Origin of the sequence: Actinokineospora fastidiosa, from assembly GCF_014648415.1 — a bacterium.
Taxonomy (GTDB): domain Bacteria; phylum Actinomycetota; class Actinomycetes; order Mycobacteriales; family Pseudonocardiaceae; genus Actinokineospora; species Actinokineospora fastidiosa.
The window spans coordinates 1,313,744-1,330,460 of the sequence record NZ_BMRB01000002.1 but is presented as its reverse complement, the minus strand read 5'-3'; the positions used below and the strand labels follow the sequence as shown (position 1 = coordinate 1,330,460).

13 protein-coding genes are annotated in these 16,717 nt (G+C 73.6%); 3 read left to right on the top strand and 10 right to left on the bottom strand.

Going from position 1 to position 16,717, the window contains the following annotated elements:
* Window positions 1-92: 92 nt before the first annotated feature.
* Complete coding sequence (locus tag IEY98_RS16050) at window positions 93-800, bottom strand: class I SAM-dependent methyltransferase (protein WP_189211222.1); 708 nt, start codon at window positions 798-800, stop codon at window positions 93-95.
* A 235-nt stretch (window positions 801-1,035) separates the two neighbouring features.
* Between IEY98_RS16050 and IEY98_RS16045 the strand changes: the two genes are divergently transcribed.
* The 3 genes from IEY98_RS16045 (at window position 1,036) to IEY98_RS16035 (ending at window position 6,319) form a co-directional block, all read left to right on the top strand.
* On the top strand, window positions 1,036-4,857 hold the full coding sequence (locus IEY98_RS16045; protein ID WP_189211221.1) for an endo-alpha-N-acetylgalactosaminidase family protein: 3,822 nt from the start codon (window positions 1,036-1,038) through the stop codon (window positions 4,855-4,857).
* 69 nt (window positions 4,858-4,926) lie between these two features.
* Window positions 4,927-5,352 (top strand): YybH family protein, encoded by a 426-nt coding sequence (locus IEY98_RS16040; protein ID WP_189211220.1) that lies wholly within the window; start codon window positions 4,927-4,929, stop codon window positions 5,350-5,352.
* Window positions 5,353-5,407: 55 nt separating this feature from the next.
* Window positions 5,408-6,319 (top strand): hypothetical protein, encoded by a 912-nt coding sequence (locus IEY98_RS16035; RefSeq protein ID WP_189211219.1) that lies wholly within the window; start codon window positions 5,408-5,410, stop codon window positions 6,317-6,319.
* A gap of 307 nt (window positions 6,320-6,626) precedes the next feature.
* Here IEY98_RS16035 and IEY98_RS16030 read toward each other — a convergent pair whose 3' ends face one another.
* From IEY98_RS16030 to IEY98_RS15990, 9 genes are all read right to left on the bottom strand, one after another.
* Window positions 6,627-7,895 carry an ATP-grasp domain-containing protein gene (locus IEY98_RS16030; protein WP_189211218.1) on the bottom strand — a complete coding sequence of 423 codons (1,269 nt, stop codon included), beginning with the start codon at window positions 7,893-7,895 and terminating at the stop codon, window positions 6,627-6,629.
* A gap of 16 nt (window positions 7,896-7,911) precedes the next feature.
* Window positions 7,912-9,267: an FAD-binding oxidoreductase gene (locus tag IEY98_RS16025; protein ID WP_189211217.1), complete on the bottom strand. Its 1,356-nt coding sequence runs from the start codon at window positions 9,265-9,267 to the stop codon at window positions 7,912-7,914.
* Complete coding sequence (locus IEY98_RS16020; protein ID WP_189211216.1) at window positions 9,264-9,587, bottom strand: avidin-fold protein; 324 nt, start codon at window positions 9,585-9,587, stop codon at window positions 9,264-9,266. Before IEY98_RS16020 ends, IEY98_RS16025 begins: the two co-directional genes overlap by 4 nt.
* The gene (locus IEY98_RS16015) at window positions 9,584-10,876 is read right to left on the bottom strand and encodes an ATP-grasp domain-containing protein (RefSeq protein ID WP_189211215.1); all 1,293 of its coding nucleotides are present in this window, start codon (window positions 10,874-10,876) and stop codon (window positions 9,584-9,586) included. The genes IEY98_RS16020 and IEY98_RS16015 overlap by 4 nt, the downstream gene beginning before the upstream one ends.
* A 26-nt stretch (window positions 10,877-10,902) precedes the next feature.
* Window positions 10,903-11,949 (bottom strand): NAD(P)/FAD-dependent oxidoreductase, encoded by a 1,047-nt coding sequence (locus IEY98_RS16010; RefSeq protein WP_229786951.1) that lies wholly within the window; start codon window positions 11,947-11,949, stop codon window positions 10,903-10,905.
* A gap of 1 nt (window position 11,950) precedes the next feature.
* On the bottom strand, window positions 11,951-13,552 hold the full coding sequence (locus IEY98_RS16005; RefSeq protein WP_189211214.1) for a class I tRNA ligase family protein: 1,602 nt from the start codon (window positions 13,550-13,552) through the stop codon (window positions 11,951-11,953).
* Entirely contained in the window at window positions 13,549-13,914 is a 366-nt protein-coding gene (locus IEY98_RS16000; protein WP_189211213.1) for a cupin domain-containing protein, read from the bottom strand. The genes IEY98_RS16005 and IEY98_RS16000 overlap by 4 nt, the downstream gene beginning before the upstream one ends.
* Entirely contained in the window at window positions 13,914-15,200 is a 1,287-nt protein-coding gene (locus tag IEY98_RS15995) for a lysine N(6)-hydroxylase/L-ornithine N(5)-oxygenase family protein (protein WP_229786950.1), read from the bottom strand. The genes IEY98_RS16000 and IEY98_RS15995 overlap by 1 nt, the downstream gene beginning before the upstream one ends.
* A gap of 127 nt (window positions 15,201-15,327) precedes the next feature.
* Window positions 15,328-16,632, bottom strand: a complete 1,305-nt coding sequence (locus IEY98_RS15990) for an ATP-binding protein (protein ID WP_189211212.1) — start codon at window positions 16,630-16,632, stop codon at window positions 15,328-15,330.
* Between the last annotated feature and the right edge of the window lie 85 nt (window positions 16,633-16,717).

Here is a 16,717-nt window from a genome sequence, read left to right as displayed (position 1 = left end):
CGCCCTCTCGCTCGGCCGCCCGGTGGGCAGCAATGATAATCATTGTCGTTAGATTGTCATCCGGCAACCGGGTGACGCGCCGCGCGGACGCCTCAGAGCCTGCGCCAGGCCAGCACTCCGGCGGGCGGGTCAGCGACCGGCGCGCAGCCCGCGGCCGCCAGTTCGGCGTGGAGGGTGGCGTCGGAGACCACGAAGGACGGGAACGACACCGACTCCGCCGAGACCGTCCGCCCGTTCTCGTGCACCCGGTAGGTCATCGTCCAGATGAGATGGTCACCGTCCACGGTGGCCTCGGCGACGGTGTCGTAGCGGCGGCGGCCGAGCGTGCGGCCGGGGATCACGGCGGGCGGCACGGCGACCGGCTCCTGCGGGGCCTGGACGTCGACCACGACGATCCCGCCGGGGCGCAGCGCGGGCACCCACCGCGCCCACAGGGCGGCGCGGTCGGCGGGGGAGAAGTGGGTCAGCACGTGCAGCGCGACGACCGCGTCCACCTCGCGGTCCACCTCGGCGCCCAGCGCGTCGGCGGGCAGGATCGTCACCGGCGGGTCGGGCAGGGCGGCCAGCCGGGTGGCGAGCGCGGCCCGCATCACCGCGGCGGGCTCGACGGCGAACACCTCGCCGCCCTCGGGCAGCCCGGCGGCGATGGTCTCGGTGAACTGCCCGGTCCCGGCGCCGATCTCCACCACGACGGCCGCGTCGGCGAGCAACGCGCGCAGCGCCGCGCGCATGGAGTCGCGCAGGGCGGCGGGGAAGATCAGGTCGTAGTACTGGGCGTTCACGGCGTATCCGTCGCTCATGGCTCCTCGGCGGTCCCGGGCGGTGGCGCGGATCCCCTCCGGCCCGCGCCACCATATACGGAAACGATTGTCGTTATCTAGAGGGTGCCGCCGGTGAACCGGCAATAGGTGATTGATGCTGTGGGTTGTGTCTGGCTTCTGAACATGATTGAACATAGACATGTCGGATTTTGCGCGTTACGCTCCGGCGGCCGAGGTGATCGGCAGGTCCCGCCGGGTTCCGGGAGGCAGCATCATGGTCAGAGGCTGGGTCAGAGGCGTGGTCCCCGGCGTTGTGGTGGCGGTGGCGGCGGGAGGTGTGCTGGCCGCGCCCGCGGCCGTCGGGGACCCCGGGCTGGTCCTGCGGTCGGCGGAGTTGACCGTGACGGTCGGCGCCGACTTCCCGAGGGTCTTGTCGTACCGGGACAACGCCTCCGGCGCGGAGATCGGCGGCCGGTCGGCGCCCATCGGCGTGATCGCCGTCGACGGCGTGCCGCGACGGGTGTCGCTGGCGGGTGATCCGGTCCTGGACGGCTCGGCGGCCCGCTACCGGCTGGCCTTCGCCGACCTGCCCGGGGTCGAACTCGACGCGAGCCTGTCGCTGGTCGGGCGGGTGACCACCTTCCGGATCGACGCGGTGCGCGACACCGAGGCTGACCGGGTGAACACCATCGATATCCCCGACCACGACCTGCTGTCGGTGTCGAGCGCGGACCCGGGCGCGCGGACGGCGTTCACCACGCTCGACCCGGACTCCACCCGCACCGCCGACCGCTTCGCCGAGGTCACCGACCGGACGCCGGTCGACCCGGCCCCGGTGGGCGCGACCTACGCGTTCGTCAGCGCGAACGGCCTGGCCGCGGGCATCGAGACCAACGCGACGGTGGACAAGCCCAGCGGCGCGTCCGCCGACGACGGGACCCGCTTCCTGCACCAGGCCCGCGTGGACGGCGACGACGTCCGCGTCGGGGTCTGGAGTGGACAGTGGACCTACCGGGGCGACACGTCCCCGTACACCGAGCCGCTGCCGTGGGCCAAGGTCGTCGTCACCCCGGACGCCAACGGCGACGGGACCGTGGACTGGCAGGACGGCGCGCTGGCCTTCCGCGACATCATGGTCACCCCCAAGGGCGGCGAGAAGACCGCCGACCGGGTCGTCCCGCGCATCCCGTTCAACTTCGCCAGCCAGGCGACGCACCCGTTCCTGCGGACCCTGGACGACACCAAGCGCATCGCCCTCGCCACCGACAACCTGGGCCAGCTCGCCCTGCTGAAGGGCTACCAGGCCGAGGGCCACGACTCCGCGCACCCGGACTACGGCGGCAACTACAACACCCGCGCTGGCGGCCTGGCCGACCTCAACACGCTGCTGGCCGAGGGCGAGAAGTGGAACGCCGACTTCGGCGTGCACGTCAACGCTACCGAGTCCTACGGCGAGGCGAACTCCTTCAGCAAGGAGCTGGTCGACCCGAAGGCGCGCGGCTGGAACTGGCTCAACCAGAGCTACTACATCAAGCAGCGCCCCGACCTGGCCTCCGGGAACATCGTCGACCGCTTCCGGCAGCTGCGCGACGAGACGCACCCGAACCTGGAAGCCCTCTACATCGACGTCTACTACTCATCGGGCTGGCTCGCCGACAGCCTGAGCAGGCAGCTCGCCGAGCAGGGCTGGGAGCTGACCACCGAGTGGTCCGACCGCTTCGAGCGCTCGTCGCTGTGGTCGCACTGGGCCAATGACGTCGACTACGGCGGCGCTACCAACAAGGGCCTGAACTCGCAGATCATCCGGTTCCTGCGCAACGACCAGAAGGACGTCTGGAACGACCACCCGATCCTGGGCAAGGCCCAGCTGGTCGACTGGGAGGGCTGGACGGGCGAGACGGACTGGAACGAGTTCGAGGCCAACATCTGGCAGCACAACCTGCCCGCGAAGTTCCTACAGCAGCAGCACATCGTGGACTGGAACACCGACGAGGTCGTGTTCGCCGGGGGTGTGCGCGGCAGCGTCGAGGACGGCCGACGCACGGTCACCGTGGACGGCCGAACGGTGCTCGACGGCGACCGCTACCTGCTGCCGTGGGCCAGCCAGGGCAAGGAGCGGCCCGACAAGCTGTACCACTACAACGCCGCGGGTGGCGCGTCCGCGTGGACGGTCCCCGGCGAGCTGGGCAAGGCGCGCAAGTTCACCGTCTACAAGCTGACCGACACCGGCCGCGTGAAGGTCGGCGTGGTCCAGGCGCGTGACGGCCGGATCGCGCTCGACGCCGAGCCCGGGCAGGCGTACGTGCTCTACCCGGACCGCGCGCCGAGGCAGGCAGCCGCGGACTGGGGGCACGGCACCGGCCTGGCCGACCCGGGCTTCAACGCGGGCTCGCTGAAGCACTGGGGTCCCACCGGCGCGGTCCGCGTGGACGAGCTGGCGACCGGGCAGCACGTGGCGGCGTTCGGCGCGGGCCCCGGGTCGATCGCGCAGCGCATCACCGGCCTGACCCCGGGCACGACCTACAGCGCGTCGGTGTGGCTGGAGATCGAGCCGGGCCGCAGCCGCCCGACCACGCTGGAGGTGCCGGGCGCGGCGAGCGTCACCGTCGAGCGGACCTCGGCGCGCAACTGGGTCGCCGCCGACGACAAGCACGGCAGCTACTTCCAGCGCGTGCGGGTGGTGTTCGCCGCGAAGCGCGACCACGCGCGGCTGGTCGTGCGGGTCGGCGACGGCGACGCCCGGGTGCAGGTCGACGACGCGCGGGTGGTGCCGATGTCCGTCTCCTCCGTGCACGACTTCGAGCACGTCGATCAGGGCTGGTGGCCGTTCATCAAGGGCGACGCGGGCGGCAGCACGGACCCGCGCACGCACATCGCCCGCAAGCACGCGCCGTACACGCAGGCGGGCTGGAACGGCAAGCTGGTCGACGACGTCCTCGACGGCGAGTGGTCGCTGAAGGCGCACGAGGAGAACCGCGGCCTGGTGTACCGGACCGCACCGTGGACCGTGGAGTTGCGCGACGGGCACCGGTACAAGGTCGCCTTCGACTACGTCTCCGGGCGTGCGGGCCAGTACCAGTGGGTGCACGGCACCGACCGGATCGTGGACGGCAAGCCGGTCCCGGTGGACCTCAGCGCGGTCCCGATCGGCGAGCAGCGCGGCACGACGCGGTTCGAGCGGGACATCGTCGCCGGGTGCGGCGGCGACAACTGGGTCGGTTTGCGCAAGCTGACGGGCGGCGGCGACCAGGCCGACTTCGTGATGGACAACTTCACCGTGACCGACCTGGGTCCGGCCGACACGGGAGCGGTCTGCGGCAAGCTGTCCGTCACCGGGGCGGGCCTGACCGGCATGGCCTCGGGCGAGGCGAACCCGGTCAGCACCACGTTCACCAACAACGGCACCGAGGACGCCACGGCGGTCTCGCTCGCCCTGCGCGCGCCGGAGGGCTGGACGGTCGTTCCGCGCACCCCCGCGGAGTTCGCGGCCGTGGCGCCCGGCGCGACGGTGGCGACCGACTGGGACGTCACCCCGCCCGCGGGGCTCGCGGCGGGCCCGTACCCCGTCACGGCGGTCGCGGCCTACACCGCGGGCGGGCGGCCGGTCGCCGTCCCCGAGGTCGCCGCCACGGCCACCGTGCTGCCGCCGGGCACGATCCCGCAGTCGCGGATGCGCGTGCACGAGGTGAGCAGTGCGGAGACCAGCGCCGAGAACTCGGGCGCTGCCAAGGCGATCGACGGCAACCCGTCGTCCATCTGGCACACGGCGTACTCGGTGAGTCCGATCCCCGCGTACCCGCACACGATCACCCTGGACCTCGGCGCGCAGTACGACGTCACCGGCTACGGCTACCTGCCGCGCCAGGTGGGCACGAACGGGCGGATCAAGGACTACCGGCTGTTCGTCAGCGCCGACGGCCAGACCTGGGGCGAGCCGGTCTCGGCGGGCACGTTCGCGGCGGGGACGGCCGAGACCCGGCTGACGTTCCCGGCGGTCACGGGCCGTTACGTGCGGCTGGTTGGCGTCACGTCCTACAACGGTCAACCCTTCGCGGCCGCCGCGGAACTGACCGTGTTCGGCAGGAAGCGGCCCTGATCAGTCTGACATTTCGCCCCGCTGCGGTGTCGTATGAGGTGTAACGGCGCCTGACGAAGGGACGGGGCGATGGTGGCGGAAAGCGCGATCAGGCAGGTGGTCGATGGGGTGATCGACGGGATCAGGCGGAAGGATCTCGTCGGTCTGCGGCGGCTCTACGCCGAGGACGTCGTGTCGTTCGACGTGGAGCCGCCGCTGCAGCACGTCGGCGTGGACGCGAAGCTCGGGAACTGGACCAATGTCTTCGCGTTCCTCGACAACCTCGACTACGAGGTGCGCGACCTGCGGATCACGGCGGGGGAGGACGTGGCGTTCGGCCACGGCTTCGGAAGGCTCAGCGGCACGCTCCCGGACGGGACGACGACGCCCGGGATGTGGGTCAGGGCCACCTTCTGCTTCCGGAAGGTCGACGGTGAGTGGCTGATCGTGCACGACCAGGTGTCGGTGCCGTTCGATATCGCCAGCGGCAAGGGGGTGACGGACCTGCGGCCCTAGGCGGTGGTCCCGGTCGGTTAAGGTCGCGCACCGGACTTACTGGGGAGAAACGGACATGCGCGATCCGCTTGCGGACCATCCCGACCTGACCGACGAGGCGTGGATCAGGGAGGCCACGAAACGCGCGCGGCGGGCCGCCCGGGCCGACCGCGCGCCCCGGCCCCGCCGCGTTCGGCGGAGACCGAGCGCGCTGGTCGTCGTGGGCGTGGTGACGGCCATGCTGCTGGCCGGGGCCGTGGTGTTCCGGGCGGACCTCTTCGGCGACCCCGTGGCCGCGGCGGACCGCGCGCCGTCGGGGCGGGTCGACCGGGAGCGGCCCTTCGTCGGCTCCCTCGCCGAGGCGCGGCCGGACGGCGCGGCCGGGATCGTCGTCCCGGTCGCGGCCCCGGTCGGCGCCTACTCGGCCGAAGAGGTCGCGGCGGCGTACTCGGCGGTGCGCGACCTGCTCATCGCCGGACGGGTCGACGGCCGGGCGCTGAACGAGGGCCGCTTCGACGCCCTGCTCGCCGGGCTGACCCCCGAGTCGCGGGAGCACGTGCGCAAGGGGTTGGCGGGGCGGAGCGCGCTGGCCTGGGCGACGGTGATCGAGCCCGGCGTCCGCCTCCTCCCGGTGCCGCCCAAGGTGGACGGCGCCATGGTCGCCAAGGTGGGCGACGGGGGCCGGCTGGTCGTCGACACCGACTACACGTTCGCCTACGCCTTCGACGTCCCGGGCGCGCTGACCGTGGACGAGTACGTGGCCATGCTGCGCTACCAGGTCCGCTTCACGGTGACCGACACCGGCCTGCACCCCACCTCCGCGGAGGGCTACGCCCTCGCCATGTCCTGCGCCGCGATGTCCCGCGGCCGCCTCGCCCCCCTCACCCCCGACGACGTCACCCTCGTCGACCCGGCCTCCGCCACCCGCATCGACCCGTTCGACCACACCCAACCCCTACCGGACACCGGATCCTGCCGGGTGGAGTAGCCGCGCGCACGGCTCCCCAACCCGCCGCTCGCACGCGTGGGGGGCGGGTTGTGTCTGGGTGGTGGGTTGAGGGTTCGGCCTGTGTGGTCGTGAGTGGGTTTGGGTCGTGGATTGGGGTTCTCGGTCGGGCGTGAGTGGGTGGGTGGGGGTTGCGGTTCTCCCTTGGTGTGGTCGTGAGTGGGGGGCGGGTTTGGTTGGTGCGTTAGGGTTCCTGGCTTGTTGGGTCGCGCGTGGTGAGGGTGGGGTCGTGTCTGGTGGGGTCGCGGGCCGTGGGTTCGGCCGCTTCGGCCCACCGCTCCCGGGCTGCTCAGCGGTGGATCCGGCCCGGGATGGTGACCGGGCGCGTGCTCAGCACCTCCACCCTGATCCGCTCGATCGCCAGCTCCGCCGTCTTCTCCGCGGCCCCCGGCGTCTCCGCGACCGCCATCACCGAGCCTGCGCGGTCCCAGGAGCTGCGGAGCTCGCGCACCTCGTCGCCCTCGGTGACGGTGAGGGTCGCGCGGACCACGCCGGGGATGGCGGCGGCCTCGTCGACGCCCTCGATGGTGGTGACCTCGCCTGGGGCCAGGCGCAGGAAGCGGACGGTCGCGCCGTGGCGGGCGCGGGTCGGGAGCGGGTCGGGGCGCTCGCCGCGCATCACCGCGTAGTAGGCGGCGGCCAGGTTCACCGGGTACGCCCGCTCGATCAGCTCGGCGATGCCGTCGCCGGGGAAGCGGCCAGCGCACTCCACCAGGTGCGGCTCGCCCTCGACGACGATCCACTCGCAGTGCACGACGCCGCTGGCGAAGCCGACCGCGCGCAGGACCGCCTCCGTGCGGTCGCGCATCCGCGCCGCCAGGGCGTCGGGGATGTCGGCGGGGACGGTGTGGCCGAGCTCGACCGGGCGCGGCCCGGGGAACAGCGTCTTCGCCGTGACGTTGGCGAACAGCGTCTCCCCCTCGCGCACCAGCAGCTCCACGCTGTACTCGGGCCCGCGCAGGTAGCCCTCGACGAGCATGTGCAGCGGCATCCGCCGGTCCGGCACCAGCGCGCCCTCGTCCTGGGCGACGCACTCGGCCCAGGCCTGGTCGACCTCGGTGGCGTCGTGCAGCACCTTGGTGCCCACCGACGCCTGCCGGTTCGCGGGCTTGAGCACCACCGGGCCGGGGAACTCGGCCATGAACGCCCGCACGTCGTCCGGGCAGTCCACCCCGCGCGACGGCGGGTTGGCGATGCCCGCCGCGCGGGTGACCCGGCGCAGCTGGGACTTGTCGCGCAGGATCGCCGCCGCCGCCGAGCCCGCGCCCGGCAGGCCGTAGCGCTCGGCCAGCCGGGCGGCGAAGGGGGTCGCGTACTCCAGCAGCGGCACCACCATCGTCGGGGCGAGGTCGGGGTGGGTGTTGTAGAACTCGTCGGCCGACGCGGGCGAGGTGTACTCCCACCCGATCAGCTCCCGCAGCATCGGCGCGCCCGCCATGGCCGCGGCGACGCCGCGCTTGCGGATGACGTCGGGCTCGTCGACGAGGAGCACCGAGTCCGGGGGGAAGTGGTCGAGCACGGGCAGCACGGGCAGGTAGCCGACGATGATCAGCGTCATCCGGTCCTCCACGGGGTCAGACGGCTTGGCCGAAGGTGAAGACGCGGTCGGGGTCGTAGCGGCGCTTCACCTCGACCAGCCGGTCGTGGTTGGGGCCGTGGTAGGCCGAGCGCCAGCCGGGCAGGTCCGGGTCGGTGAAGTTGAGGTAGGACCCCTCCCCGGCGTGCTCGCCCATGTCCTCGTGCAGCGCGGCGAGCCAGGCCAGGTTGTCGCGCTCGACCCCGGGGCCGTCCTCCGCCGTCCACGACGTGTCCATGGACACCAGGAACAGCGTGTCCCGGTGCGGGAACGCCGTCGCGTGGACGGGGACGCGCGTGATCGCCCCGCCCCAGGTGAACAGCGCGACACCGCCGCCGTCGGGGTTCCCGCTGCCCGGCCACTTGTCCACAGCGGACAGCATCGTGGTCACGCCCGCGTCGGACAGCGGTTTGGGCGTGCACCTGGTGCGCACCGCGAACATGCCGCCCGCGGACTCGTGCCGCAGGTAGTCCTTGGCCTCCCAGTAGGTGCGGTCCGCGATGTCCATCCTGGACGGACGCGCGACCGCGAGCGCGGGCGCGAGGAACTCGCGCAGCTCGCTGGCCGGGCCGAGGTGCTGGCCGATGACGGACACGACGGGCTCCGACCCCGGCGCCCGGCTCACCCCGATGCGCGCGGCGAACTCGTCCGGCGCGGCCCGGACGGCCTCCTGCAGCGCGACGACCACCTCGTGCGCGTGCGCCCAGTCCCACAGCACCAGGCAGGTCGAGGCGGGCCGGGTCGGCCGGGCCTGGAAGGTGAAGGACGTGTTCACCCCGAAGTTGCCGCCGCCCCCGCCCCGGCAGGCCCAGAACAGGTCGGCCGCGCGGTTCTCGTCGCAGGTGACGGTCGAGCCGTCGGCGAGCACCACCTCGGTCTCCACCAGCGAGTCGCACGTGAGCCCGAACGCCCGGGACACCGCGGCCACCCCGCCGCCCAGGGTGAGCCCGCCGACGGCGACGTCGTCGGAGTTGCCGAGCGGGACGGCCAGGTCGTGGGCCCGCAGCGCGGCGTAGAGCGCGCCCATGCGGGTGCCGCCGCCCACGGTCACCAGCCCGGTGTCGGCGTCGACGGACACCCGGTCGATGGCGCGCAGGTCGAGCACCAGTCCGGTGTTGACGGAGTTGCCCGCGTAGCTGTGCCCGCCGCCTCGGGCCACGACCGGGACGCCGTTCTCCCGCGCCCAGGTGATGCCCGCTGCCACGTCGGCCGCCGACGCCGCGGCGAGCACGGCCGCGGGCCGCACGCCCGCGTACCGCCGGTTGACCGGCTGGCTGCCCTCGGTGTAGCCGGGATCGCCGGGCAGCAGCACCCGCCCGTCGACCAGCCCGCCGAGGCCGGAGAAGTCGGTCATCGCACTTCCTCAAGGTAGGAGACGCCGGACGCGGCGTGCTCGCCGAAGCGTTCCCATTCCTCGCGCAGCACGATCCGGCCGTCGGGGTCCTGGCGAGGGGTGTTGACCGTGCGCCCGGAGATGATCTCCCCGCCCGCCAGCACCATCGTGTATGCCAGCCGCAGCGTGCCGTCGGGCTCGCACCGGCCGGTCACCGCGCCGCGGCGCACCGCCCCGCCGGTGAAGTCGGCCCAGACCAGGTCGCCGTCCTGGCGGTAGCGCGCCTCGGTGCCGTCGCCCCCGCCCGCCTTGCGGAACCGGCGGCCGTCGTAGTCGATCATGCGTCGGCGTCCAGCAGTCCGGCGGGCATCTCCAGGGCGGCGCCCTCGGGCTTCGGCGCGACCGGCTCGGCGTCGACCTCGACGGCGGCCGCGGCCGCGGTGAGCCGTTCCGCGCAGGTCGCGGTGTCCTCCGCTGCGCAGACGACGAACGAGTGCCGGGCGATGTAGCCGCCGGGCGGCAGCCGCAGCGTCGTGCCCGGGTCGACCATGGCCGCCGCGGTGACCAGTCCGGGGCCGGACTCCGGCACCCGCACCGCGCGCACCACGCAGTCCGTGTCGGGGTAGCCGAACCGGATGCCCGCCACCCCGGCGCGGGTCGGCGTGACGTCCGGCCGGTTGCCCGCGGCGACGTCGACCAGCACCTCGCCCGGATCGATGCCGGTGGCGAGCTTGCCGAGGTACGGGATGAGGTCCCCGCCGAGCCTGCCGTTGACCTCGATGATGACCGGGCCGCGCGCGGTCAGCCGGACCTCGGTGTGCGTCAGCCCGTTCTCCACGCCCAGTTCGCGGTGCGCCCTGGTGATGGTGTCGAGCAGGACGGGGTCGCTCAGCAGCGGGTCGGCGCCGTCGACGACGTGGCCCACCTCCTCGAAGTACGGCGCGTGCCCGGTCTGCTTGCGGGCGATGAACATGGGCAGGTACTCGCCCTTGTGCACCGCGCCGTCGATGCTGATCTCCGGCCCGTCGGCGTACCCCTCCACGATGGCGCCGCCCCGGTAGGGCGCGTCCCCGATGAGACTGGCCTCGTGCGCTACCCGGAACGCGGCGTCCAGCCCGGACTCGTCGGCGGCGAGCACCACGCCCATGCTCGCGCCGAGCGCGCGCGGCTTGACCACCACGGGGTACCCGATCGCGGCCGCGGCGGCGCGGGCCTCCTCCGGCGTGGCCGCCATGGCGTGGCCCGGCTGCGGCAGCCCCGCCTCGGTGAGCCGGGTCCGGGTGCGCTTCTTGTCCCGGCAGCCGTGCACGCCCGCCAGGCTCAGCCCGGGCACGCCGAACTCCGCCGCCAGTTCGGCAGAGGGCATGACCAGCGGCTCGTCCCAGCACAGCACGCCGACGACCGACCAGCGCTTCGCCGCGGCCCGCGCCTGCGCCCGCAGCACGTCGTGGTCGAAGATGTTGGCCACGGTGATCTCGGTGAAGTAGTCGTGCTGCCAGGTGGGGTGCAGGTTGTTGATCAGCACCAGGTCGAGGCCGAGCGACCGGGCCCTGGCCGACGCGGACCGGACCAGGTACTCGCGGTAGAGCTTGAGCCCGCTGCCGATGACCAGCAGCGCCGGGTTGTCCATCTGCCTTCCTCTCGTTTCGGGTGGTCTCACGCGAGCACGGCGGTGAGCGTGTCGGCGATCTGCTCGGCGACCAGCGGGGCGGTGCGGAACCCGTCGCCGCCGCTGGCCGCCCTTGCCCACGCCGCCGGGCCGAGCCGGGTCAGCGCGCCGGTCCCGGTGTGCGGGTCGACGGCGTAGTGGCAGCGCCGCGCGGACACCACCGGGTAGCGGGCGGGCTCGGCCAGCACGCCCGCGTTGAGCACCAGGCCAGCCCAGCTGCGCTCGTCATCGTCGTCGTCGAGCACGGTGGTCTCCCGGCAGGCGGCCGCCGTGCTGATCTTGAGCAGCGTCTCGCCGCCGGGCGGGATCACCCACGACCGCCCGTCCGGGCCCGCCCTGCCGATGCCGGGCGCCTTCTCCCACCACCGCGCCAGGTCCTCCGGCGGGCGCAGGTAGACCACGGTCTGGCGGTACAGCACCGTCGGCACCTCCACCAGGTCCCCCGACCACGGGCCGGTGGCGACCAGCAGCACGTCCGCCCCGATCCGCTCGCCGCGCGCCGTGGTCGCCGCCGGGGCGTCGCAGTCCACTTCGGACACCGGCTGCCATGGCCGCAGGCTGACCAGCGGGTGCCGGGACAGCCAGCGGACGGCCGCGCGCAGGACGCGGTCGGCGAGCAACACGCCCGCGTCCGGCTCCAGCAGCCGTACCGTCCTCTCGGGGAACCGGACCGGCCCGTAGGCCTCCGGGTCCGCCACCGACAGCGGCAGGCCCGTGTCGGCGGCGATGGCGCGGGCCCGGGCCGCCGACTCCGGCGACACCGCGGTGACCACGCCGACGCGCCGGTAGAACCGCTCGCCCAGCAACGCCTCCAGCGCGAGCCACCGCTCGTGGGCGGCCATCGCGACCGCCGTGGCCGCCGGGTCGTCCGGGTCCAGCGCCCGGATCGCCCGGTGCTGGTCGAACGACGTCGACCGGGGGTTCGGGATCGGCCCCCGGTCCAGCACCGTGACCCGGTGGCCCGCCGCGGCGCACCGGATCGCCGTGAGCAGCCCGGTCGCCCCCGCGCCCACCACCAACACCTGCCGGTACACCTCAGGCCACCGCCGTGCTCAGCCGCGGCGTGGCGCTGTCGCGGCCGCCGTCGGGCAGACCGGCGACGGTCACCGTCGTGCTCAGCCGCGGCAGCGGCCTCGGGGTGATCGTCTCCGGGCCGCCGTCGGGCAGCCCCGGCTCGACGCCCGCCCGCTCGGCGAGGTCGATCAGGATCGGCGCGGCGCAACGCAGCAGCGCCTCGGCCTCGTGGAAGAAGTCGCCAGCGTCCTCGGCCGACACCGGGCGCCGGTCGAGCCGGGCCAGGTGCTCGGTGAGCGTGCCCGCGGCCCGGTGCAGGCTGAACGCGGGCAGCTCGTAGCAGGCCGCGAACCGCTCGCCCATCCGCGCCGCCGCCGCGCGCGAGCGGGCCGACACCGGCAGCGGGCCAGCGCCCGCGAACGCCTCGGCCTTGGCAGCGACCCGGTTCCACGGGTCGACCAGCCTGCTCGTGGTGATCCGGTCCATCACCGCCCGGCTGAAGTCGGTGCGCTGGTGCTCGGGGCTGGTGACCGCCAGGTGGAAGCGGATCAGGTCGCGCGGCGCCTCGGCCGCGAGGTCGCACCCCCACACCGCGTGCCCCCGGCTGGTGGAGAACTTCTCCGTCTCCAGCTCGTAGAACTCGTTGGCGACGAACCACTCCGGCAGCGCGTACCGGCCCTCGTGGGCCAGCAGCATGGCCACCAGCGCGATGGCGAACGGGAAGGTGTTGTCGAAGCCGTGGAACAGCACCACGCCCCATCCCGAGTCGGCGCGGAACGGCTCGTCGTCGCGCGCGAGCACCGCGCCCCCGGCCTCGGCGGCCAGCGCGGCCGCGGCCACCGGCCACGGCCCCGCCTCGGCGTTCGGGTTGACCACCTGGCCCGCCACGCCGGGGAACGGCGCCCGGATGCCCCACCGGGTGGGGTAGGTCATCGGGTAGTCCGGCAGCGGCCGGTCCAGCATCTCCGCGATCGCCTGCGCCATGTGCGGGCGCAGCCGCGGGCGCGTCCGCTCGAAGTAGGCGCGCAGCCCGGCGCGGTGCTCCTCCAGCGGGAGGACCAGCACTTCGACCTCGCGCAGCTCCAGCGGGTCGTCGGGGTCCGCGGTCGAGCGCGGGTCGATCAGCTCGCCGGGGGCGCACGGGTGCCCGCAGCTCTCGCAGACGCCCGCGCACCCGTCGGCCAGGCACACCGGGCAGCCGCCGCGGACGTAACCGTCCATCAGGTACTCGCCGGTGCGCGTCGAGTACGGGAACGGCATCGGCTTGAGCCGGAGCTTCCCGGTCGCGTGCAGCCTGCCGACGAAGTCCAGCACGACGTCGGCGTACCGCTCGTCGCCGCGGGTGAACCCGTCGTAGGCGATGCCGACCGCGTCCAGCGTGGCCTCGATCTGCTTGGTCGAGCGCTCGGCCAGCTCGCGCGGGTCGACGCCGAGGCGGTCCGCGGTGGTGACGACGTAGGTGGGGCTGTCCTGGGCGCCCGTGCCCAGCACGACCTCCCGGCCCATCGCCCTGGCGTAGCGGGTGAAGACGTCCGCTGCCAGGAACGGGCCCGCGATGTGCCCGAGGTGCAGGTCGCCGTTGGCGGTCGGGGCGGGGGAGAGGACCATCAGCTTCTCGCTCATCGCACCGCCTCCTGGCTGGTGATGAAGCGCTCGGACATCGCGGTGTCCCACCAGATGCCGTAGTACTCGAACTCGGCGGCCGAGTCGTTGACGACCCGGTGGGTGCAGCCCGGCGGCAGGTGGGCGATGTCGCCCGCGGCGAACTCGTGCGCGTCGCCGTCGACCACCAGGGTCGCCCGGCCCGCCAGGGCGATGAAGATCTCGTGCTCGTGGTGCTCGTGGGCCACCGACTCCCCGCCCGGCCGCACCACGCACCACGCGCCCTCGAACGGCGCGGCGAGCGCGTCCCACGGCAGCAGGCGCTCGCCCTCGATGCCGTAGGCGGGGCTCAGGTTCGCCCGGTCCCGCTTGCGGACGCGCATCAGCCGCTCACCGCCCCGGCGACCGCGCGGCGGTCGAGCAGGTCGGTCACGATATCCTGCGACCGGTGCGCCAGCACGCTGATCAGCGAGTCGGAGATGCCGTGCGTCGCCTCGTTGACGCCCTGCAGGTACATCGCGCCCCGGGCGGAGTCGCCCAGGTCCACGCGGTAGCGCCTGCTGACCGAGATCTCCGGCAGCCCGGCCCGCTCGGCGAGGTCGCGCACCATCCTCGGCATGCGGGGGTCGTAGCCGGTGCCGAGCAGGACGAGGTCGCAGCGCAGCCGCTCGACCGTCCCGGAGCGGTGGTCGAGCAGGTCGAGCACCACGTCGTCGCCCTCGGTGCGGGCCGCGACGACCTCGGTCATCGACCGCACCGTCGAGCGCTGCCTGCCGAGCATGCGCTGCTGGTAGAGCATCGAGTACAGCTCGTCGAGGAACGGCGGGGCCAGGCCCGCGTAGTTCGTCAGGTGCATCTCGTCGAGGATGCGCGCCCGCGTGTCGGCGGAGGCGTCGTAGAACTCGTCCACAAAGGACGGGTAGAACAGCTCGTTGACGAACTTGCTCGTCTGGTAGTTGCGCAGGCCGATCGAGCGCAGCACCAGGGTCGGCTCGCTCAGCGGCAGGTCCTGGTGCACCGCCATGAACATCTCCGCCGCGCTCTGCGCGCCGCCGACCACGACCACGCGGGCGGGCTGGTCGGCGGGCACCTCGGTGATGCGCGAGCAGTACTGGGTGCTGTGGATGACGACGTTCTTCGGCAGGTCGGCGAAGACGTCCGGCACCCGGGCGTCGCGGCCGGTGCCGACGACGAGGTCCCGGCAGCGCACGACGTCGCCGCTGGACAGCGACACCGTCCAGCCCTCGATCTCGCCGTCCGGGCCGCGCCGGTGCTCGATCCGCTCGACCCGGGCGTCGTAGCGCACGCGCACCCGCTCCAGGGACTCCGCGACCCACTGCATGTACTCGGACAGCTCCCACCGGTACGGGTTGAAGGTGCCCAGGTTGACGAACTCGTCGAGCTTCCCGCGCTCGTGCAAGAAGCTCAGGAACGAGAACCGGCTGCGCGGGTTGCGCAGCGTCACCAGGTCCTTGAGGAAGGACACCTGGCTGCGCGCCCACGGCAGCAGCAGGTTGCGCTGCCACTTCGCGTCCGGGTACTGCTCCAGCACCAGCGTGTTCTCGGCGAGGCCATCGACGCCGGATTCCTCGATGGCCACCGCCAGGGCCAGATTCGCCGGCCCGGCGCCGATGGCCAGGACATCCACCTGTTGGTCTGTCACGTCCACCCCGATCATCGTGCTCTGCGGTGTGCGCTCGGCGGGGGGAGAGAATCGACATCCACCCCGTCGGCGTGATCTGTCCTCAATTCAAGTCGCGGGCCGGTTTGACTTCGCGCTCATCCGCATCGCCGAATCAACGGTGAATCAATTCCCGATTCGCGGGGCCGTCGAGCACCGCCATCGCGGTCGTCACGAATGCGCGCACGAGCGGATCGAGCAGGTAGGCGCCAGCGCGGTCGCCGTGGCGCAGCAGCCCGGCGTCGGCCAGCTCGACCACCAGGTCCTCGGCGACGGGCTCGCCCGCCCCGTCCACCCGGCCGCACGCCCAGACCACCGGGCGGTCGGCGGGCAGCGTGGCGAGCCCGGTCAGCAGCGCCCACGCGGGCGCGCTCAGCCGCAGGCACGCCGAGTCCAGCGACTCGCGCACCGACAGGTCGCCGACGCGCAGCCAGCGCAGCGCCGCGCCGGGCTCGGCAAGCCTGGCCGCCACCGCGCCCAGCGGCACGTGCGGGTTGGACACGAGCTTGCGGGCGAGGATGTCCAGGGCCAGCGGCAGGTCCCCGCACAGCGCGGCCAGCCGGTCGCGGGCGGCCGGGTCCGCCGCGGCCCGCCCGCCCGCCGCCGCGGCGATCATCGCCGCCGCGTCGGCCCTGGGCAGCACGTCCAGCCGGGTCCTCGGCACGCCGTGCAGGCCGGGCAGCGACGAGCGGCTGACGACGATGGTCACGCTGGTGCGGGTCTCGGCCAGCAGCGGGCGGACCTGGCGCTCGTCGCGGACGTTGTCCATGAGCACCACGAGCCGCCGTTCGGCCAGCAGCGACCGGTACAGCCCCGCGCGCTGGTCGACCGAGGCGGGCAGCGCCGTGCCGGGCACGCCCAGCGCGGTCAGGAAGCCCGCGAGCACCGCAGCGGCGCCCGCCGGGCCGTCCGGCAGCGGCGCGAGGTCGGCGTAGAGCTGGCCGTCGACCATGGCGGGCGCGATGTCGTGCGCGTGGCGCAGCGCGAGATGGCTCTTGCCCACCCCGACCGGCCCGCAGACGAGCACCGGGGCCCCGGCGCGCGCGGCCAGCCCGGCCAGCTCGGCGTCGCGCCCGACCAGCCCGCGCGGCCGCAGCGGGAGCTGCGCGGGCCGGGGCAGGCCCGCCCGCGCGGGCGGCTCGACCTGCTCGGCGGGCCGGGCGTCCGCGGCGGCCAGCCAGCGCCGCCGCCAGGTCTCCCGGTCGCCCCCGCACGCCGCGGCGAAGGCCAGCGCTACCTTGAGCGTCGGCAGCCGCCGCCCGCTCGCCGCGCTGGAGAGCACGGACGACGAATAGAGCGCCGTGCGCGCCATGTCCCGGTATGTCGGATTCCCCGCTTTCGCGCGCAGCGCGCGCAGTTCGCTTGCGAACGCGGCCACCGCACCGCCCGTCGAGTCGACGGGTTTCTCTGGCCTGCCCATTCTCGAAGCCTCCCATTGCGTGCCGATTGTCGATAACTGTGCGCAATCCGCGGTGCGGCTACCAGCCACCGATCGGCCTATCTTG